The organism is Actinokineospora sp. UTMC 2448, assembly GCF_024760565.1.
In the GTDB taxonomy this organism is placed as follows: domain Bacteria; phylum Actinomycetota; class Actinomycetes; order Mycobacteriales; family Pseudonocardiaceae; genus Actinokineospora; species Actinokineospora fastidiosa.
Genome location: NZ_CP031087.1, coordinates 5,460,626 through 5,479,542, shown reverse-complemented (window position 1 = coordinate 5,479,542; position 18,917 = coordinate 5,460,626). Strand labels below are relative to the sequence as shown.

Sequence of the window (18,917 nt, the reverse complement as noted above, 5' to 3'; positions counted from 1 at the left end):
CGTCAGTCCTCGTCGAACAGGGGCCGGATGCCGCGCGCGGCCATGATCTCGTTGTTGCCGGTGCCCGCGGCGACCATCGGCCACACCTGGGCGTCCTTGCCGACCACGAAGTCGATGACGACCGGCCGGTCGTTGATCTCCATGGCGCGCTGGATGACGGTGTCGACGTCCTCGCGGGTCTCGCAGCGCAGTCCCGCGCAGCCCAGCGCCTCGGCGAGCAGGGTGAAGTCGGGGATGCGGTGCTTGTGCGTGCCCAGGTCGGTCTGGGAGTAGCGCTCGGCGTAGAACAGGTTCTGCCACTGGCGGACCATGCCCAGGTTGCCGTTGTTGATGACCGCGACCTTGATCGGCGCGCCCTCGATGGCGCAGGTGGCCAGCTCCTGGTTGGTCATCTGGAAGCAGCCGTCGCCGTCGATGGCCCACACGACCTTGTCCGGGCGGCCGAACTTCGCGCCCATCGCGGCCGGGACGGCGTAGCCCATGGTGCCGAGGCCGCCGGAGTTCAGCCAGGTGGCGGGCTTCTCGTACTTGATGAACTGCGCGGCCCACATCTGGTGCTGGCCGACGCCCGCGGTGTAGATCGCGTCCGGACCGGCGATCGCGCCGATGCGCTCGATGACGTACTGCGGGGACAGCGTGCCGTCGGCGGGCCACTCGTAGCCCAGCGGGAACTTCTCCCGCCACGCGTCGAGCGTCTGCCACCACGGCGCCAGGTCGGCGGCCGGGCTCTGCGCCCGCTCGGCCCGCACCGCGGCGATCAGCTCGACCAGGATCTCCTTGCAGTCGCCCACGATCGGCACGTCCGCGCGGCGGTTCTTGGAGATCTCCGCCGGATCGATGTCGGCGTGCACGACGGCCGCGTCCGGGGCGAAGGTGTCCAGCTTGCCGGTGACCCGGTCGTCGAACCGCGCGCCGAGGGCGACCAGCAGGTCGGCGCGCTGGAGCGCGCCGACGGCGGGCACGGTGCCGTGCATGCCGGGCATGCCGAGGTGCTGGGCGTGCGAGTCGGGGAACGCGCCGCGCGCCATCAGCGTGGTGACGACCGGGATGCCGGTCAGCTCGGCCAGCTCCAGCAGCTCGGCGGAGGCCTGGGCCTTGATCACGCCGCCGCCGACGTAGAGGACCGGGCGCCGGGCCGCGTTGATCAGCCGGGCGGCCTCGCGGACCTGCTTGCCGTGCGGGCGGGTGGTCGGGCGGTAGCCGGGCAGGCGCAGCTCCGGCGGCCAGGAGAACGAGGTCATCTCCTGCAGGACGTCCTTGGGGATGTCCACCAGCACCGGGCCGGGGCGGCCGGTCTTGGCCAGGTGGAACGCCTCGGCGATCGTGCGCGGGATCTCGGCCGGGTCGGTGACCAGGAAGTTGTGCTTGGTGACCGGCAGCGTGATGCCGCAGATGTCGGCTTCCTGGAAGGCGTCGGTGCCGATCAGCGCGCGGGTCTGCTGGCCGGTGATGGCCACGACCGGGACCGAGTCCATGTTCGCGTCGGCCAGCGGGGTCACCAGGTTGGTCGCGCCCGGCCCCGATGTGGCCATGCACACCCCGACCTGGCCGGTGGCCTGCGCGTACCCCGTCGCGGCGTGTCCTGCGCCCTGCTCGTGCCTGACCAGCACGTGGCGCACCTTCGTCGAGTCCAGCAGCGGGTCGTAGGCCGGGAGGATCGTCCCGCCCGGAATCCCGAACACGACCTCGACGCCGACGGCTTCCAGCGACCGGACGAGCGACTGCGCGCCGGTCACGCGGATGGGCGCGCCCGCTGGCGGGGCGGGCTTGGGACGCGCAGGCGCGGCGCCAGGATTGCCTGCGGCCGGGGTGGGCCGCGAAGTTGCGCTGGTCATCTCTGCCTCGTGGGTAGAAGGAGTCGGGGCCGGACACGAAAAAACCCCCGTCGACCGCCGATGGGTCGTACGAGGGTCCGCGCGTTCGACGCAGGAGTTGTGGCTTCCGTCAGCGTCGAACGCGCGGCGGAAGTACGAGAATGAACTGCGTCGGCACGATCGTGACGGTAGAGCGTCCGGTCTCGCGGCGTCAACTCTGCGGGACGGTCCTCTCGCATGATGGACACGACTGGGGGACCCGGACGCGGGCCGACCGGGCGCGGAGTGCACCATTTAGGCGTGTCCGAGCAGCAGATACCGTCCCGGCTGGTCTTCCGTGTGCCGCAGGTCTCCATCCTGGCCGCCCTGCTGGTGGCCGTCTGCGTCACCCCCATGGCCATCGCCCTGCCGGTGCTGGCGCTGCTGTACGTGTTCCCGGTCGCTGCCATCGTCTGGATCGCGCGCACGCGCACCGTGGCCGACGCCACCGGCCTGACCGTGCGCCGGGTCGCGGGCGGCGCGTCGCTGCCGTGGGACGAGCTCAAGGGCCTGCTGCTCATGCCCAAGGGCAAGGTCGTCGCCGTGCGGACCGACGACTCGCGCGTGCCGCTGCCCTCGGTGCGCCCGCGCCACCTGCCCGCGCTGTCGCTGATCAGTGGCGGGCGCATCAAGGACCCGACGGTCGCACCGGAGTAGCCTGGACGGCACCGTCCTCCACCGCGGCCCACCAGGCCTGCCTGTTCAAGACCATCCCGAAACCCTGGAGGAGCCGTGCCAGCGCTGCGCTCCCGCACCACCACCCACGGCCGCAACGCCGCGGGCGCCCGCTCGCTGTGGCGCGCCACCGGCATGACCGACGACGACTTCGGCAAGCCGATCGTGGCCATCGCCAACTCCTACACCCAGTTCGTGCCGGGCCACGTGCACCTGCGCGACCTCGGCGACATCGTCGCCGAGGCGATCAAGGCCGCGGGGGGCGTCGCGCGGGAGTTCCACACCATCGCCGTCGACGACGGCATCGCCATGGGCCACGGCGGGATGCTCTACTCGCTGCCGTCGCGGGAGATCATCGCCGACTCCGTGGAGTACATGGTCAACGCCCACCAGGCCGACGCGCTGGTGTGCATCTCCAACTGCGACAAGATCACCCCGGGCATGCTGAACGCCGCGATGCGGCTCAACGTGCCCACGGTGTTCGTCTCCGGCGGGCCGATGGAGGCGGGCAAGGCGGTCGTCGTCGGCGGGGTCGCGCACCCGTCCAGCGACCTCATCACCACGATCGCGGCGTCGGCGAACTCCGAGGTCGACGAGGCTGGCCTGTCGGAGGTCGAGCGCTCGGCCTGCCCGACGTGCGGGTCGTGCTCGGGCATGTTCACCGCGAACTCCATGAACTGCCTCACCGAGGCCCTCGGCCTCGCGCTGCCCGGCAACGGCTCCACGCTGGCCACCCACGCCGCCCGCCGCGACCTGTTCACCCGCGCGGGCACGACCGTGATGGAGCTGTGCAGGCGCTGGTACGGCGAGGACGACGCCACCGCGCTGCCGCGCTCGATCGCCACCCGCGCGGCGTTCGAGAACGCGATGGCCCTGGACGTGGCGATGGGCGGCTCGACCAACACGGTCCTGCACATCCTGGCCGCCGCGCAGGAGGGCGAGATCGACTTCACCCTCGCCGACATCGACGCGGTGTCGCGGCGGGTCCCGTGCCTGAGCAAGGTGTCGCCGAACTCCGACTACCACATGGAGGACGTGCACCGGGCGGGCGGCATCCCGGCCATCCTCGGCGAGCTGTACCGGGGCGGGCTGCTGAACACCGACGTCACCACCGTCCACAGCCCCACGATGGCGGAGTGGCTGTCCACCTGGGACATCCGCTCCGGGTCGCCGTCGGCGGAGGCCGTCGAGCTGTTCCACGCCGCGCCCGGCGGGGTCCGCACCACGCAGGCGTTCTCCACAACCAACCGCTGGTCGTCGCTGGACACCGACGCCGAGGGCGGCTGCATCCGGTCGGTCGAACACGCCTACACCGTCGAGGGCGGGCTGGCCGTGCTGCGCGGGAACCTGGCCGAGTCCGGGGCGATCATCAAGTCCGCGGGCATCGACGAGGACCTGTTCCGCTTCCAGGGCCCGGCCCGCGTCGTGGACAGCCAGGAGGAGGCCGTGTCGGTCATCCTCGGCAGGAAGATCCAGCCCGGCGAGGTCCTGGTCGTGCGGTACGAGGGCCCCGCTGGCGGGCCGGGCATGCAGGAGATGCTGCACCCCACGGCGTTCCTCAAGGGCTCGGGCCTGGGCAAGAAGTGCGCGCTGATCACCGACGGCCGCTTCTCCGGCGGCTCGTCGGGCCTGTCGGTGGGCCACATCTCCCCGGAGGCCGCGGGCGGCGGCACGATCGCCCTGGTCGAGGACGGCGACCAGATCCTCATCGACGTCCACGAGCGCCGACTGGAACTGCTGGTCGACGCCGACGTCCTGGCCGAGCGCCGGGCGAAGATGGTGGCGAGCGAGCGCCCGTGGCAGCCCCGCGAGCGGGTCCGCCCGATCACGGCAGCGCTGCGCGCGTACGCCCGCCTGACGACCGACGCCTCGACCGGCGCGGTCCGCGACCCCTCCCGCTGACCGACGGCGGGCGTCCCCACCCGGGGACGCCCGCCGCGGCGGTCACCAGCCGATCGTGGTCGGCGGGCTGCCCGCGGCGGTCAGCTGCGCGGGCGGCACGGCGGCGCAGTGGGTGTCCGGCGCCGGGGCGATCCCGTCGATCAGGTACCGGTTGAGCGCGCCGAGGGTGCACTCGCTGCGGTTGTGCACGCCGTGGCCCCAGCCGTCGTAGGTGAGCAGGACGCTGTCGTCGATCTGGCGGGCGACGCTCGTGGCCCACTCGTGCGGGGTGGCCGGGTCGTACTGGGCGTTCATCAGCAGGACCGTGGGGCCGCCGTCGATGTCGGTGCGGTGCTGCGGGTTGCCGGTCCGCGCTGGCCACTCGGCGCACAACGTCACCAGCGTCCACGCGAAGTGCCCGCGCACGGTGGGCGCCTCGCGGTTCATCATGCGCCACGCCTTGGTCCATTCGCGCTGCGACCGGAAGTCGAAGTCGTGGTCGCCGCAGAACGAGGCGAGCGGCATCGGCGTCAGCTCGGGCGCGACCTGCGCGCCGACCTGCGGCCGCTGGCTGTCCAGCTCGTCGAGCAGCACGGCCAGCTCCGCCCAGTGCGGGCCGTAGAGGTGGTTGACCGCGACGCCGATCAGGTCCAACGGGCCGACCGGGCGCGTCGGGTCGCCGGGCACGTGCAGCTCGCCCGCCAGCGCCTTCTCGTACAGGCCCGCGTAGACCTCGGCGGCGTCCCTGCCGTGCAGCGCGCACGAGGCGTCCTGCTCGCACCAGGCGACGAACTGGCCGAATCCGTCCTCCGCGGCGCGGGCCTCGCTCGCCAGGAAGCGGGTGGTGGAGAGGCTGTGGTCGAACACGCTGTCCAGGACCATCGCGCGCACCCGGTGCGGGAACCGCTCGGCGTACATCTGGCCGGTCAGCGTGCCGTAGGAGATCCCGTACAGGCTGACCTGCCGCTCGCCGAGCGCGGCCCGCAGCGCGTCCATGTCGCGGGCGACGCTGGCGGTGTCGACGTGATCGATCAGCGGCCCGGTGTGCTCGCGGCAGCTGCGGCCGAGCCGCTTGCTGTAGGCGGTCATCTCCGACAGCCGCGCGCCCAGGTCGGGCACCTGCTCCGGCGGGTTCGCGACCAGCGCCGCGTCGCACACCACGGGGTGGCTGCGGTTGGTGCCGCGCGGGTCGAAGCCGACGATGTCGAACCGGGCGGCGATGTCGGCGGGCAGCCTGCCGCCAGCCAGCACGGTGTTCACCCCGGACCCGCCCGGGCCGCCGGGCAGGAACAGGAGCGTGCCGATCCGGGCGTCCGGGTCGGTCGCCTTGCGCCGCGCCACGGCGATGTCGATCGTGCCCTTCCCCGGCCGGGCCCAGTCGATCGGCACGGTCACCTCGCCGCACTCGACGGCGGCGTTCTCCGGGCACGGCGCCCACTCGATGCCGCTGTCGGCCGCGGCCGTGCCCGCGCCCGCCAATCCGATCCCCGCCACCAACACAACGGCCAACGCGACGCGCGGGCCGGTGGAGACTCGCATGTGTCCCTCCCCACGGGATGTGGATCATCCGTGGTCCCGAGTATGGCCGGCGGCGCCTCGGGAGGAACCGACAAAACGGATCCGCCGAGGTCATCACCGGCGGACCGCGTTCCGCTCGCGGGGGTCAGAAGTCGGGGTCGGCGCGGAGGGTGATGAGGGCGTGCGGGGCCAGGTCGGGGTGCAGGCTCCAGCCCGCGAACCCGCCCCAGCGGACCGAGTCGCGCAGGTACTCGACGAGGGTGGCGCCGGGCTTGCCCGCGACGCCCAGCAGCGGCGGGTCGGCATGGTCGCTGGGCAGGGCGACGCTGTGGTCGCCGCCGTCGAGGTTGGCCTTGCCCAGTTCGTCGGGGGCGATGGGGAAGGCGAAGTCGGCGGGGTCCTCGCACTGCTCCCACTCGTAGGCCAGGGAGTAGGCGTTGCCCAGGCACAGCGGGTCGGGGAACTCCGGGCCCGGCGGGAGGGAGCGGGGGGCGGGCTCGGAGTGGTAGGTGAGGTCGAGGACGGGGCAGTCGCCCGCGAACCACACCTGGCCGACGCGGCGCAGGCAGGCGTCGAGGGCGAGCGGGAGGCCGCCGATCTTCTCCGTGAGGGTGTCGATCAGGGCGTCGTCGTCGGGGGGCTCGTGCGGGGGCACCAGCGGGTCGGCGGGGACCCACCCCAGCTCCGGCAGCGCCGCGGCGATGCGGGCCACGTGCTGGGCGACGCGGATCATCGTCTCGTCGGCGACGGCGGCGGCGTCCTCGACCAGGGCGTCCGGCACGGGGCCGAGGGCGCGCAGTTCGGCCCAGACGGCCTCGCGGTCGCCGCGCAGGTACCGCCGGTAGTACGAGGTCACCCCGCTACGCTACTGAGCGCGACCGGGCTGGTGCGGGATCGACACGACCGGCTGCGGTATACCTGGTCCCTGCCGAACTAGCGAGGGAGACCCTGCTTATGGACAGCGCCCCCATCTACGACGATAAGGCCGAGGTCCGCGGCAACCTCGACCTCACCAACGCGGACTGGCAGCGCGCCGCCGAACCCGACGCCGACCCCGACGGCGAGTACGTCGAGATCGCGTTCGTCCCGCACACCGACGGCAACACCTACGTGGCCATGCGCAACAGCAAGTACACCGGCCCGGAGGACACCGTCCTCGTCTTCACGATGTCCGAGTGGGACGCCTTCGTGGAAGGCGCCAAGGCAGGCGAATTCGACGAACCATGGTGACCCGGTGACCGACGGCCCGGTCTGGATCCCCCCGGAGAACGCCCAGCCGTGGACCGAGGAACCCGCCCCCACCCGCGCCCTCCACCCACCGCGACCGGGCGCGCCTGCCGGTACGAGCGGCCACTCCGCCGACGGAACCCGCCCTGACGCCCCACCGCAAGCAGGCCCGCATCCGGGGACGCGCTCGCCACACCCGGCGGATGGGCCCGGCCACGCCCTTCCCAGCACACAGGCGCCGGGCTGGGCAGGACCGAACGGAACAGCTGGCGCGCACCCAGGCGGGCAGGGACCACGCGGACAGAACCGGCCCTTCCCGCCGAGCCCACCCGGACGCCACCCGGGAACCGCCGGGCCGGATTCACCGACGCCGCAGCGCGCCTCCGCGCCCGCACCCTCCACCCCTGCGCGCCCAGACACGTCACACCCCCGCCAGGACGCCCTGCCCCCACACCCACCCGGCCCCCACACCCGACCGGACGCGCAGGGACGACCCCCGGCACCCACCCGCATTCCGGGCGACCGCCCGACCCCACCACCGCCGCCCTCTCACACTCCGGGCACCGGCTCGACAGCACCGGCGCCCTCCCGCACTCCCGGCACCGGCTCGACACCACCGGCGCCCTCCCGCAGCCCGGGCAATGGCCCGACTTCGCCGCATTCCACCGGACACTTCTCACCCGGACCGGGGCAACCGCCGCTCGAACCTCGCCAGACCCACCCTCAGGCCGGACAAGCGCCACCCCCAGCCGGACAGCTCCCGTCCGCACAGGCTCCGTCCGCGCCCGCTTCGCCCGCACCCGCTTCGCCCGCGTCCGCTCCGTCCGCGTCCCGGCAGAGTCCGTCTGCTTCTCAGCAGGTTTCGCCCGGGCCGTCGACGATTTCGCCTGCGCCCCGGCAGAGCCTGCCTGGTTCTCAGCAGCCTTCGCCCGCGTCCGCTCCGTCCGCGTCCCGGCAGAGCTCGTCTGCGTCTCAGCCTTCGTCCGGGCCTGCTCCGTCCGGGCCCCGGCAGAGCCCGCTTGCTTCTCAGCAGGTTTCGTCCGCGTCTCGGCAGAGCCCGCCTGCCTCCCTGCAGACCTCGCCTGCACCCGCTCCGTCCGCGCAGGTTTCGGATGTATCCGGGCAGTTTTCGCCGCCAGGCCGCCAGACCGCGCCCGCCTCGGGACAGGTATCGCCCGCGTCTGCGCAGGCTCTTGCCTTGTCCGGGCAGCATTCGCCTGCCTTCCGACAGACTTCGCCCGCGCCCGGGCAGTCCTCGGCGGCGTCCGCGCAGCTTCCGGGCGCAGCGGGGCTGGTTCCGGCCGCCCCTGGTCAGATTCGGCCCACCCCCGCTCAGGCCCCAGCCCACGCGTCCGTTTCGGCTGCGTCCGGCCAGTTCCCGCCCGCTCCCGGGCAGGCCCCGCCCACTGCCGGGCAAACTCCGCCCGCTCCCGGGCACGCCTCGCCCGCCTCCGGGCAGGTCCAGTCCGCGATCGGGCAGACCCCGCCCACTGCCGGGCAGGTCCAGTCCGCGATCGGGCAGACCCCGCCCACTGCCGGGCAGGTCCAGTCCGCGATCGGGCAGACCCCGCCCGCTCCCGGGCAGGTCCAGTCCGCGATCGGGCAGACCCCGCCCACTGCCGGGCAGGTCCAGTCCGCGATCGGGCAGACCCCGCCCACTCCCGGACCGGCCCAGCTCGCGACCGGGCAGGTCTCGTCAGCCTCCGCGCAAGTCCCCGCCGCGTCCGGACATGCCCCCGCTGCATCCCGGCAGGTTCCGCCTGCATCCGCGCCCCTGCCGCCGCCCCCGCCTCGCCCGTCTGCTCCGGCGAACCGGCCAGCCCCCATCTCATCCCACAGTCCGGGACCACGCCCGTCCGCCCCGAGCTGGTCGAACCCGTCGGTGCACACCGGTTTCGGGCCCTCCGGCAGCTACCTCCCGCCCGCTCCACCCCCACCCCCGCGCAGGCCGCTGCCCGTGCTCCCGGCCGACGGGTTCGGGCCGACCGGGTCCGGCAGTGTCACCGGGCAGACGGCGGTTCCCGTGCGGCACCACGAGCCCGAGCCGGAGGCGCCGCCGTCTCCGCCGCCGGTCAAGCGGCCGTCCTACCTCGTCGAAGGGGACGATGACGAGATGTTCGGCAACGACGAGTTCACCGCGCCCCCGGTCATCGGTGAGTAAGTCTGACCAGAACCTGACATGTCACAAGTCTCACCCTCCGGGTGGAACGGTTCAGCGGCGGTCATAGACTCGGGTCCGGGTTACAGCGGCGTAACCGCATCCCCAATCCCACGCACCCCGGGAGTCGTAGCGTGACACCGAACCGTCCCGTCGTCCTGATCGCCGAGAAGCTCGCGCCGTCCGTGCTCGACGTGTTCGGTTCCGAAGTGGAGATCCGGCACGTCGACGGCACCGACCGGGCCGCGCTGCTCGCCGCCGTCGCCGACGCCGACGCGCTGCTCGTGCGCTCGGCCACCCAGGTCGACGCCGAGGTGCTGAAGGCGAGCGACCGGCTCAAGGTCGTCGCCCGCGCGGGCGTCGGGCTGGACAACGTCGAGGTGCCCGCCGCCACCGAGCGCGGTGTGCTCGTGGTCAACGCGCCGACCTCGAACATCGTCAGCGCCGCCGAGCACGCCGTGGCGCTGCTGCTGGCCGTGGCCCGCCAGATCCCCGACGCGCACGCCACCCTGCAGGACCACGAGTGGAAGCGCAGCGCGTTCTCCGGCATCGAACTGCGCGGCAAGACCGTCGGCGTCGTCGGCCTCGGCAAGATCGGGCAGCTGTTCGCCCAGCGCCTGGCCGCCTTCGAGACCACGCTGATCGCCTACGACCCGTACGCGTCGCCCGCCAGGGCCGCGCAGCTGGGCACCGAGCTGGTCTCCCTCGACGAGCTGCTCACCCGCGCCGACATCATCTCGGTGCACCTGCCCAAGACGAAGGAGACCGCGGGCCTCATCAACGCCGAGGCGCTGGCCAAGACGAAGAAGGGCGTCATCATCGTCAACGCCGCCCGCGGCGGTCTGATCGACGAGCAGGCGCTGGCCGACGCGGTGCGCTCCGGGCAGGTGCGCGGCGCGGGAGTCGACGTCTTCTCCAAGGAGCCCACGACCGACAACCCGCTGTTCGGCGTGCCGGGCGTCATCGTGACCCCGCACCTGGGCGCGTCCACCGCCGAGGCGCAGGACCGCGCGGGCACCGACGTCGCCCGCTCCGTCCTGCTGGCGCTGCGCGGGGACTTCGTGCCGGACGCGGTGAACGTGGCCGCGGGCGGGGTCGTCGGCGAGGAGGTGCGCCCGTACCTGCCGCTGACCCAGAAGCTGGGCGCGGTCGTGTCGGCGCTGGACGGCAAGGCCCCGTCGGCGCTGCAGGTCATCGTCCGCGGTGAACTGTCCTCTGAGGACGTGAGCATCCTGCCGCTGGCCGCGCTGCGCGGCGTCTTCTCCGGCATCGTCGCCGACCAGGTGACGTTCGTGAACGCGCCCCGGCTGGCCGACGAGCTCGGCGTGGCCGTCGAGCTGAGCACGGAGACCGAGAGCGCCAACCACCGCAGCCTGGTCACGCTCCGCGCCGTCTACGCCGACGGCTCGGTGATCACGGTCAGCGGAACGCTCTCCGGCCTGGCGCAGGTGGAGAAGCTGGTCGAGGTCAACGGCCGCCACTTCGACCTGCGCGCCGAGGGCAGCGTCCTGCTGCTGGAGTACCCGGAGCGCACGGGCGTCATGGGCACCGTCGGCACGCTGCTCGGCGAGGCGGGCGTCAACATCGACGCCGCCCAGATCAGCCAGACCAAGGACGGCGCCGACGCCGTCATGCTGCTGCGCGTCGACCGCGCGGTGGACGCCGCCGTGCTGGAGTCGATCGGCGCCTCCGTCGGCGCGCGCGTCGTGCGGCGCATCGATTTCCACTAGACCCCTTCGCGGACGGTGCCCGGGTCGGCGTGCCCCGGGCACCGTTCGTGTGCATCCGCGCCTGCGAAAACCACCCCTAGGGGTGGCGAGGTGCGGAGGTCGGACCGCAAACCGGTAGCCTTCGATCGACTACCAGGCCCCTTCGGGCCGATACCCCGGGAGGTGTGTGCATGCGGCTCGCGGTGATCCCAGGTGACGGGATCGGGCCGGAAGTGATCGCCGAGGCGCTGAAGGTGCTCGAGGAGGTCGTTCCGTCCGCCGAGACGACGCGCTACGACCTCGGCGCGGCACGCTGGCACGCCACCGGGGAACTGCTTCCCGAATCGGTGCTCGGCGAACTGCGCGAGCACGACGCGATCCTGCTCGGCGCGGTCGGCGACCCGTCGGTGCCCAGCGGGATCCTGGAGCGCGGCCTGCTGCTGCGCCTGCGGTTCGAGCTGGACCACCACGTCAACCTGCGCCCGGCGCGGCTCTACCCGGGCGTCAAGAGCCCGATCGCCGAGCCCGGCGAGATCGACATGATCGTCGTGCGGGAGGGCACCGAGGGCCTCTACGCGGGCAACGGCGGTCTGTTGCGTAAGGACACTCCGCACGAGATCGCGACCGAGGTCAGCGTCAACACCTCCTTCGGGGTGGAGCGCGTCGTGCGCGACGCCTTCGCCAGGGCGGCCGCGCGTCCGCGCAAGCACCTCACGCTGGTGCACAAGACCAACGTGCTGACCCACGCGGGCTCGCTGTGGTCGCGCGTGGTGGAGGAGGTCTCGCTCCAGCACCCGGACGTGACCGTCGCGTACCAGCATGTGGACGCCACGACCATCCACATGGTCACCGACCCGCAGCGGTTCGACGTGATCGTCACCGACAACCTCTTCGGCGACATCCTGACCGACCTCGCGGCGGCGGTGACCGGCGGCATCGGCCTCGCGGCCAGCGGCAACCTCGACATCACCCGCCGCAACCCGAGCATGTTCGAGCCGGTGCACGGCAGCGCGCCGGACATCGCCGGGCAGGGCATCGCCGACCCGACGGCCGCGGTCCTCTCGGTGGCCCTGATGCTCGACCACCTCGGCGAGACCGAGGCGGCCCGCCGCATCGAGGCCTCCGTCGCCTTCGACCTGGCCACCCGCGACCACGCCTCGCCCGGCGGCACGTACGCCATCGGCGACCGGCTGGCCGCGCTGGTGTCGTCCAACGCCAAGGCGTTCTAGAGTCCCACCCCGAGTGCCGCCCTCCTGCGCGCAGGAGGGCGGCACTCGTGTTCTCAGCCGCCCGCGCCCTTGCGCGCGCGGAAGGCGGCGGTCTTCACCCGGTTCTGGCAGGCCGTCGAGCAGAACCGCCGCGTCCCGTTGCGCGAGACGTCGAGGTAGGCGCGGTCGCAGGCGGGCGCGGTGCAGATGCCCAACCGCTCGACGGTGGCGTTGCCCAGCACGACGGCCAGGCCGGTGGCCATGGACGCGGCCCAACTGATGTCCCACGGGGCGTCCGGGGCGTGGAAGTGCAGGTGCCACGGCTCGTTGTCGTGGCGGGCGAGGACCGGCGTGGCGTCGGTCTCCCGCATGATCCGGTTGACCTCCTCGCACGCGGTGTCGATGTCCTCGGCGACTGCCGCGATGACGGCGTGCATCCGGACGCCGTACGCGGCCAGGCTCTCGGCCGCCTCCGGGCTCGGCGGCGCCGACCACGTCCGGTCCCGCTGCCTGATGACGTCCGTGATGGCCGTGACCAGCGCGCTCCCCGTGGGCGGTCGATAGGGGCGGCCGCGGCGGTGGCCGGGCGTGACCTCGTTGATCAGGCCGAGGGCGGCGTCCAGCACCACGCTTGAGTGACTGTCGAAGTCCACTTGACCAGTCACGTCCTCGGCTCGTAGGTTGTCACTGTCGATGTCATCTTAGACAGTTACTGGAGGGGTTCATGGAGACCGCTGCCGCCCGCGCCTGGCTCGACCGCTGGGACGTCCAGCAGGAACGCTACGTCCCCGACCGCGAGGAGCGATTCCGGGTGGTCATCGACGTCGTGGCCGCGGCGGTCGCAGGGGTGGCGCGGCCGAGGATCGTCGACCTGGGCTGCGGCCCCGGGTCGCTGGCCACGCGCCTGGCCGCCGCGCTCCCGCACGCGGAGATCGTCGGCATCGACGCCGACCCGCTGCTGCTGGACCTGGCCGCCTCCGCAGGCGGGTCCGGCGTGCGGTTCGTGCGCGGGCTCCTCAACGAGCCCGGCTGGGACTCCTGCCTGGACGGCCCGTGGGACGCCGTGGTGTCGAGCACCGCGCTGCACTGGCTGGAGCACTCGCAGCTGGCCGACGTCTTCGCGACCGCGGCCGAGCGCCTGCGCCCCGGCGGCGTCCTGGTCAACGCCGACAACATGCACCTGCCCGAACCCCTGCGCGAGTACGGCAACCTCGTCCGCAAGGCCCGCGCCGCGCGCGTGGGCGTGACCGACAACGAGGACTGGCGCGCCTGGTGGGAGGCCATCCTCGCCGACGTCGACGACGAGACCGCCCGCGAGCACAGCGCCCTCGCCATCTCCCACGACTCCTCCAGCGACCTGACCGTCGACCAGTACACCGAGCTGCTCCGCAAGGCGGGCTTCACCGCCGCGGGCCCGGTCTGGCAGTTCGGCGACGACCACGTCCTGGTCGCCGTGCGCTGAGCGCACCAATGGGGCACCGTTCGCTGAGCGCACCAGGAGGCGCCGTGCGCTGAACCGTGCCAAGTGGACGTCCACTGAGTGGGAGCACCCGCCCGTGCGTTGGACGCGCGCGGGCGGGTGTGGCACCATCGTCGCCGTGGCCGACTTCGTCGTGATCATTATTGACGAGCGCGCTGGATAGCCGAAGCATCACGGCACCAGCGCGCAGACCTCTCGCATCCATCGCGGGGGGTCTTTTTGTTTGGTCGGCAAAGTCCCTCACCTAGGAGCCCCCGTGACCCGCACGACGCCCGCAGGCACACCGCTCGGTGACGCCTTCCACGTGTACGACACCACGCTGCGCGACGGGGCCCAGCGGGAGGGCATCTCCTACTCCGTGGCCGACAAGCTCAAGGTCGCGCGGCTGCTCGACGGGCTCGGCGTCGGGTTCATCGAGGGCGGCTGGCCGGGGGCGCTGCCGACCGACACCGAGTTCTTCGCCAGGGCGGCCGCAGGCGAGCTCGACCTCAAGCACGCCGCGCTCGTCGCGTTCGGGTCCACCCGGAGGGCCAACACCAAGGCGCACGAGGACCCGCAGGTCAGGGCCCTGCTGGACAGCCAGGCTCCGGTGGTCACGCTGGTCGCCAAGTCCGACCGCCGCCACATCGAGCTGGCCCTGCGCACCGACGTCGACGAGGCAGCCGCCATGGTGGCCGACACCGTCGCCTTCCTCACCGGGGAGGGCCGCCGCGTCTTCCTCGACGCCGAGCACTTCTTCGACGGCTACGCCTTCGACCCCGACACCGCGCTGCGCGTGCTCGACGCCGCCGCGACCGCGGGCGCCGACGTCGTCGTCCTCTGCGACACCAACGGCGGGCAGCTCCCGCTCGGCATCGCCGACACCGTCGGCGAGGTCGTCGCCCGCACCGGCTTCCGGGTGGGCATCCACTGCCAGGACGACACGTCCTGCGCGGTGGCCAACAGCATCGCGGCCGTGCAGGCGGGGGCCACCCACGTCCAGTGCACCGCGAACGGTTACGGCGAGCGGGCGGGCAACGCCGACCTGTTCCCCGTGATCGGCAATCTCGTGACCAAGCTCGGCAAGGACGTGCTCCCGACCGGGGCGCTGGCCGAGCTGACCCGGGTCTCCCACGCCGTCGCCGAGATCGCCAACATCGCACCCGACTCCCACCAGGCCTACGTCGGGTCGTCGGCCTTCGCCCACAAGGCGGGCCTGCACGCGAGCGCGATCAAAGTCGACCCGGAGCTGTACAACCACATCGATCCGGGCGTCGTCGGCAACGACATGCGGGTGCTGGTCACCGAGATGGCGGGCCGGGCGAGCCTCGAACTCAAGGGACACGAGTTCGGGCTCGACCTGGCCGCCAGGCCCGAGGCGCTGGGCAGCGCCCTGCGCCGGGTGAAGGAGATGGAGGCGCGCGGCTGGTCCTTCGAGGCCGCCGACGCCTCCCTGGAACTGCTGCTGCGCGCCGAGTTGGACGAGCGCGCGCAGGCGCCGTTCTCGCTGGAGTCCTACCGCGTCATCCTCGACCACTCGATGGACGGCACGGTCGTGTCGGAGGCCACGGTCAAGGTCCACGTCGCCGGTCAGCGGGTCATCGCCACCGCGGAGGGCACCGGCCCCGTGCACGCCCTCGACGCCGCGCTGCGCCGGGCGCTCGCGCCGCACCTGCCGTGGCTGGACGAGGTCGAGCTGACCGACTACAAGGTGCGCATCATCAACCGCGGCGCGGCGCACGGCACCGACGCCGTCACCCGCGTGCTGGTGGAGTCCTCCGACCACGAGCACGAGTGGACGACGGTGGGCGTGCACGGCAACATCGTCGAGGCCAGCTGGCTGGCGCTCTGCGACGCGCTGGCCCACAAGGCGATGCGGGTGACCGCGACCGTTTAGGGTGGTCAGGTGCGTATCGCTCGTATTGCCCATCCCGAAGGTGTCGCGTTCGTGGCCGTCGAGGGCAGCGGTGATGATCTCACCGCCGCCGAGATCGGCGACCAGCACCCGTTCGGGCCGCACACGTTCACCGGCAGGCGCTGGCCGCTGGCTGACGTGCGGCTGCTGGCCCCCATGCTGCCCCCGAAGATCGTCTGCGTCGGCAAGAACTACGCCGACCACGCCGCGGAGATGGGCGGGGAGGCGCCCGCCGACCCGGTCATCTTCATGAAGCCGTCCACGGCGGTGGTCGGGCCGGGCGCGGCGATCAAGCTGCCCGCCGACTCCGCGCGGGTGGACTTCGAGGGCGAGCTGGCCGTCGTGTGGGGTCCGCGGCCCATGCGCGACGTCCCGGCCTCGCGGGCCAGGGACTACATCCTCGGCTACACGATCGCCAACGACGTCACCGCGCGCGACCAGCAGCAGGCCGACGGCCAGTGGACCAGGGCCAAGGGCCACGACACGTTCTGCCCGCTCGGCCCGTGGATCGAGACCGAGCTCGACCCGGCCGACCTGGCCGTCCGCACCGAGCTGGACGGCGAGGTCAGGCAGGACGGGCGCACCTCGGCGCTCATCCACGACGTGCCGAAGCTGATCGAGTGGATCTCCCGGGTGATGACGCTGCTGCCCGGCGACGTCATCCTCACCGGCACCCCCGCTGGCGTCGGGCCGATGCGCGCGGGCCAGCAGGTCTCGGTGACCGTCGAGGGCATCGGCACGCTGACCAACTCCGTCGCCAACCGCTGAGCGGTCACGCTCAGTGGCGACCGGGCCGGTTTCCGCACCGTTCAGGGAATCGTTCGTGCCCCGGTCCTGTGGATAGCGTGCCGGTCGTGACCTCTCCCGAGATGATGGCGGGCATCGCCGAACGGGCGCGGGTGTTCGCCCCGCGCCTGTTCGCCGTCTACGGCCCGTTCCGGAAGACCAGCGGCGCGCTCATCGTGTGGGGGATGGAGTTCGCGCGGCCCACCAAGGTGCTGGCCTGGTCCTCCGACGGCGCCATGTGGAGCGGCGACACCGCGGAGGGCCTGCTGCGCTCGATCTCCGTCATCTGCGACGCGGAGCTCGTCTGGCTGAGCGACTAGGAACTGTCGGCCTTTTGTCCTTGTCCGCCCGCGCCCGTTGGATAGCGTGACGGTTTGAGCGTCCGCGCCAGGGGTGAGGAGCGGGATGGCTTCAACGACGGTTGCGCCGGAGCGCGGCGCGCAGCAGGGCATAGGCGCTGGCCGCGTGCGGCACCTGGTCCTTCTCCACGAGCGCCACCGCCTCGGCGAAGGGCAGGCGGACGACGTCGAGGTCGGCCTCGCCCGGCTCCAGCGCCTGCGGCCCGGACGTGCTCAGCCCGGTCGCCAGGAACACGTGGTCGACGTGGTTGCTCAGGCTGTCCGCGCCGTGCACCTGGCCCAGCGTCTCCCAGTGGGACGCCGACAGCCCGGTCTCCTCGGCCAGTTCGCGGCGCGCGGCCGCCAGCGGGGTGGTGTCGGTGACGTCGACCCCGCCGCCGGGCAGCCGCCACTGCCGGGTGCCCCAGGTGTAGATGTACTGCCGCGTCAGCACGACGCGGTCCTCGTCGTCGATGGCGAGCACGGTCGCCGAGCCGGGGGCGACCACGTGGTCGTAGGTGTCCTGCGCGCCGTCCGGGCGGATGACGTCGTCCCTGCGCACGGCGAAGTACGGCCCCCGCACCAGTTCCCGGGTCTTCAGCAGCCGCCAGGGTCTGCGCTCGGCGGCGTTCTCGCGCGTGGATGCCATTCCGCAATCGAACCAGCCGTGGGACCGTCTGGCATAGATGCGGGGGGTGGATTGTCATGAGCGAAGCGGGCGACCTGCTCCGCGTGCTGCGTGAGCGGAAGGGCTACTCGCTGACGAGGCTGGCTCGGGAAGCCAACTACAACAAGGGATATCTCAGCAAGATCGAGAACGGCGAGCGCCCGCTCGGCGCCGACAAGGCCCGCCACCTCGACCGCATTCTGGAAACGGACGGCGTGCTGGTCAGGGCCGTGACGCCGCGTCCGCCGGAGCCCGAACCCCTGCCGGACACCGACGACGGGCCGTGGAGCCTCGTCCTCGAACCCACCGGCCGGGTGCGCTACGCGCCCGCCGGGCACGACGGTGCAGGCGCGACGACGTTCGCCCCGAACAGCTACGTCGTCGACGACGACACGCTGGCGCTGTTCGAGGCGCAGTTCGAGCACCTGCGGATGGTGGGCCACCGGGCCAGCCCGGCGTTCGTGCTCCCCGACCTGGTCACCAACTTCACCAAGCTGCGCGCGCTGCTGCGCGTCGAGGCCGCGCCCGAGCTCATCCGGCTGGCCTACCGGTTCGCCGAGTACGCGGGGTGGATGTTCCAGGAGGCCGGGAAGACCGACATGGCGCACGGCTGGACGACCAAGGCGGTCGGCATGGCCGCGCGGGTCGGCGACGCGGGCCTGGCGGGCTACGCCCTGGTCCGCGCCAGCGAGATCGCCCTCTACGACGGCGACGGCTACACCATGGTCGACCTGGCCCGCCGGGCCGCCGCCGCCCCCGACGCCACGGCGGCCGTGCGGTCCCTGGCCGCCCAGCGGGAGGCGCAGGGCCACGCGCTGGTCGGCGACCTGACGGCGTGTCTGTCCGCTTTGGATGCCGCCGAGCGCTGGGAGGAGGAGGCGGCGGCCGAGTCGGGCCCGCACTTCGGCACCACGAGCCTGCCGAACCCGATCGCCATAGCGCGCGGCTGGTCCATGCACAGCCTCGCCCGCAACGACGAGTCGGCGGAGCTGCTGACCGCCGAACTGGCGCGCATCCCCACCGGCTCGGTGCGGTCCCGCGTCCGCTTCGGCGTCCGCCTCGCCCTCACCAACGCCGAACGCGGCGACATCGAGGGCGCGTGCACCCAGGTAGCGGCAATGCTCCGCGACCTCAAACGCACCGACAGCGCCACCGTACGGGTCGACCTGCGCAGCCTGGTGGGGGTGCTGGCCAAGCACAACACCAACCCGATGGTGCGCGACCTACGCCCGGAACTGGGAGAACTACTCCGCGTACGACGCTAGGGCGGTGGGGGTGGCTGGAGCACGGCGTTGGGGGGATGGGATGCCGCTCGCGTCTGGCACCGGAGGGGGTGTGGGGCGGGTGCCCGCATGGGCGCGTTGTTGGTCGCGTGGGGTGGGGCGTTGGGGTGGGATGGAGGGGGACGCGTGGGTGTGGGGTTCGGCGTGGGCGGTCGTGAGAGGGATGCGGTGTGCCCGGTGGGGGAGTGGGTGCGGTGTTGGCGTGGCTGGTCGCGAGGCGGGTGCCGTGCGGGTCTGGCG

At 72.6% G+C, this 18,917-nt stretch carries 16 protein-coding genes; 11 read left to right on the top strand and 5 right to left on the bottom strand.

The features are described 5' to 3' along the window. Window positions 1–2: 2 nt before the first annotated feature. Entirely contained in the window at window positions 3–1,835 is a 1,833-nt protein-coding gene (locus tag Actkin_RS24995; protein ID WP_258904459.1) for an acetolactate synthase large subunit, read from the bottom strand. 279 nt (window positions 1,836–2,114) lie between these two features. On the opposite strand from Actkin_RS24995, the gene Actkin_RS24990 reads away from it, so the two are divergent. Together Actkin_RS24990 and ilvD are read left to right on the top strand one after the other, a co-directional pair. After that, entirely contained in the window at window positions 2,115–2,510 is a 396-nt protein-coding gene (locus tag Actkin_RS24990) for a PH domain-containing protein (RefSeq protein ID WP_258904458.1), read from the top strand. Window positions 2,511–2,585: 75 nt separating this feature from the next. Next, window positions 2,586–4,430, top strand: coding sequence for a dihydroxy-acid dehydratase (gene ilvD, locus Actkin_RS24985; RefSeq protein ID WP_258904457.1), 1,845 nt, complete (start codon window positions 2,586–2,588; stop codon window positions 4,428–4,430). A gap of 42 nt (window positions 4,431–4,472) precedes the next feature. Here ilvD and Actkin_RS24980 read toward each other — a convergent pair whose 3' ends face one another. Together Actkin_RS24980 and Actkin_RS24975 are read right to left on the bottom strand one after the other, a co-directional pair. Beyond that, entirely contained in the window at window positions 4,473–5,948 is a 1,476-nt protein-coding gene (locus tag Actkin_RS24980; RefSeq protein ID WP_258904456.1) for an alpha/beta hydrolase, read from the bottom strand. A 124-nt stretch (window positions 5,949–6,072) separates the two neighbouring features. Then, a complete protein-coding gene (locus Actkin_RS24975) occupies window positions 6,073–6,783 on the bottom strand; it encodes a hypothetical protein (RefSeq protein ID WP_258904455.1) in 711 nt (236 codons plus the stop codon). A 98-nt stretch (window positions 6,784–6,881) separates the two neighbouring features. Between Actkin_RS24975 and Actkin_RS24970 the strand changes: the two genes are divergently transcribed. The 4 genes from Actkin_RS24970 (at window position 6,882) to Actkin_RS24955 (ending at window position 12,250) form a co-directional block, all read left to right on the top strand. Further along, window positions 6,882–7,157 (top strand): DUF397 domain-containing protein, encoded by a 276-nt coding sequence (locus Actkin_RS24970; RefSeq protein ID WP_258904454.1) that lies wholly within the window; start codon window positions 6,882–6,884, stop codon window positions 7,155–7,157. A gap of 1,879 nt (window positions 7,158–9,036) precedes the next feature. Then, window positions 9,037–9,315, top strand: coding sequence for a hypothetical protein (locus Actkin_RS24965; protein ID WP_258904453.1), 279 nt, complete (start codon window positions 9,037–9,039; stop codon window positions 9,313–9,315). A gap of 131 nt (window positions 9,316–9,446) precedes the next feature. Further along, window positions 9,447–11,042, top strand: a complete 1,596-nt coding sequence (serA, locus tag Actkin_RS24960) for a phosphoglycerate dehydrogenase (RefSeq protein ID WP_189213420.1) — start codon at window positions 9,447–9,449, stop codon at window positions 11,040–11,042. Between the two features lie 170 nt (window positions 11,043–11,212). Beyond that, entirely contained in the window at window positions 11,213–12,250 is a 1,038-nt protein-coding gene (locus tag Actkin_RS24955; RefSeq protein WP_189213419.1) for a 3-isopropylmalate dehydrogenase, read from the top strand. Between the two features lie 53 nt (window positions 12,251–12,303). Here Actkin_RS24955 and Actkin_RS24950 read toward each other — a convergent pair whose 3' ends face one another. Beyond that, window positions 12,304–12,882: a CGNR zinc finger domain-containing protein gene (locus Actkin_RS24950; RefSeq protein WP_258904452.1), complete on the bottom strand. Its 579-nt coding sequence runs from the start codon at window positions 12,880–12,882 to the stop codon at window positions 12,304–12,306. 71 nt (window positions 12,883–12,953) lie between these two features. On the opposite strand from Actkin_RS24950, the gene Actkin_RS24945 reads away from it, so the two are divergent. From Actkin_RS24945 to Actkin_RS24930, 4 genes are all read left to right on the top strand, one after another. Beyond that, entirely contained in the window at window positions 12,954–13,691 is a 738-nt protein-coding gene (locus Actkin_RS24945) for a class I SAM-dependent methyltransferase (RefSeq protein WP_189213417.1), read from the top strand. 274 nt (window positions 13,692–13,965) lie between these two features. Then, window positions 13,966–15,585: a citramalate synthase gene (gene cimA, locus Actkin_RS24940; protein ID WP_258904451.1), complete on the top strand. Its 1,620-nt coding sequence runs from the start codon at window positions 13,966–13,968 to the stop codon at window positions 15,583–15,585. Between the two features lie 9 nt (window positions 15,586–15,594). Further along, window positions 15,595–16,371, top strand: coding sequence for a fumarylacetoacetate hydrolase family protein (locus tag Actkin_RS24935; protein WP_258904450.1), 777 nt, complete (start codon window positions 15,595–15,597; stop codon window positions 16,369–16,371). Window positions 16,372–16,457: 86 nt separating this feature from the next. Then, entirely contained in the window at window positions 16,458–16,709 is a 252-nt protein-coding gene (locus Actkin_RS24930; protein WP_189213414.1) for a hypothetical protein, read from the top strand. Window positions 16,710–16,800: 91 nt separating this feature from the next. Here the strand turns inward: Actkin_RS24930 and Actkin_RS24925 are convergent, their stop codons facing one another. Next, on the bottom strand, window positions 16,801–17,376 hold the full coding sequence (locus Actkin_RS24925) for an NUDIX domain-containing protein (RefSeq protein ID WP_189213413.1): 576 nt from the start codon (window positions 17,374–17,376) through the stop codon (window positions 16,801–16,803). Window positions 17,377–17,432: 56 nt separating this feature from the next. On the opposite strand from Actkin_RS24925, the gene Actkin_RS24920 reads away from it, so the two are divergent. Next, the gene (locus Actkin_RS24920; RefSeq protein WP_258904449.1) at window positions 17,433–18,659 is read left to right on the top strand and encodes a helix-turn-helix domain-containing protein; all 1,227 of its coding nucleotides are present in this window, start codon (window positions 17,433–17,435) and stop codon (window positions 18,657–18,659) included. Window positions 18,660–18,917 lie beyond the last annotated feature (258 nt).

Excerpts from the sequence above, each read along its gene's own strand:
- Actkin_RS24995 (WP_258904459.1), bottom strand. The coding sequence starts at position 1,835 with ATGACCAGCGCAACTTCGCGGCCCACCCCGGCCGCAGGCAATCCTGGC.
- Actkin_RS24980 (WP_258904456.1), bottom strand. The coding sequence starts at position 5,948 with ATGCGAGTCTCCACCGGCCCGCGCGTCGCGTTGGCCGTTGTGTTGGTG.
- Actkin_RS24970 (WP_258904454.1), top strand. The coding sequence starts at position 6,882 with ATGGACAGCGCCCCCATCTACGACGATAAGGCCGAGGTCCGCGGCAAC.
- Actkin_RS24955 (WP_189213419.1), top strand. The coding sequence starts at position 11,213 with ATGCGGCTCGCGGTGATCCCAGGTGACGGGATCGGGCCGGAAGTGATC.
- Actkin_RS24945 (WP_189213417.1), top strand. The coding sequence starts at position 12,954 with ATGGAGACCGCTGCCGCCCGCGCCTGGCTCGACCGCTGGGACGTCCAG.
- Actkin_RS24925 (WP_189213413.1), bottom strand. The coding sequence starts at position 17,376 with ATGGCATCCACGCGCGAGAACGCCGCCGAGCGCAGACCCTGGCGGCTG.
- Actkin_RS24920 (WP_258904449.1), top strand. The coding sequence starts at position 17,433 with ATGAGCGAAGCGGGCGACCTGCTCCGCGTGCTGCGTGAGCGGAAGGGC.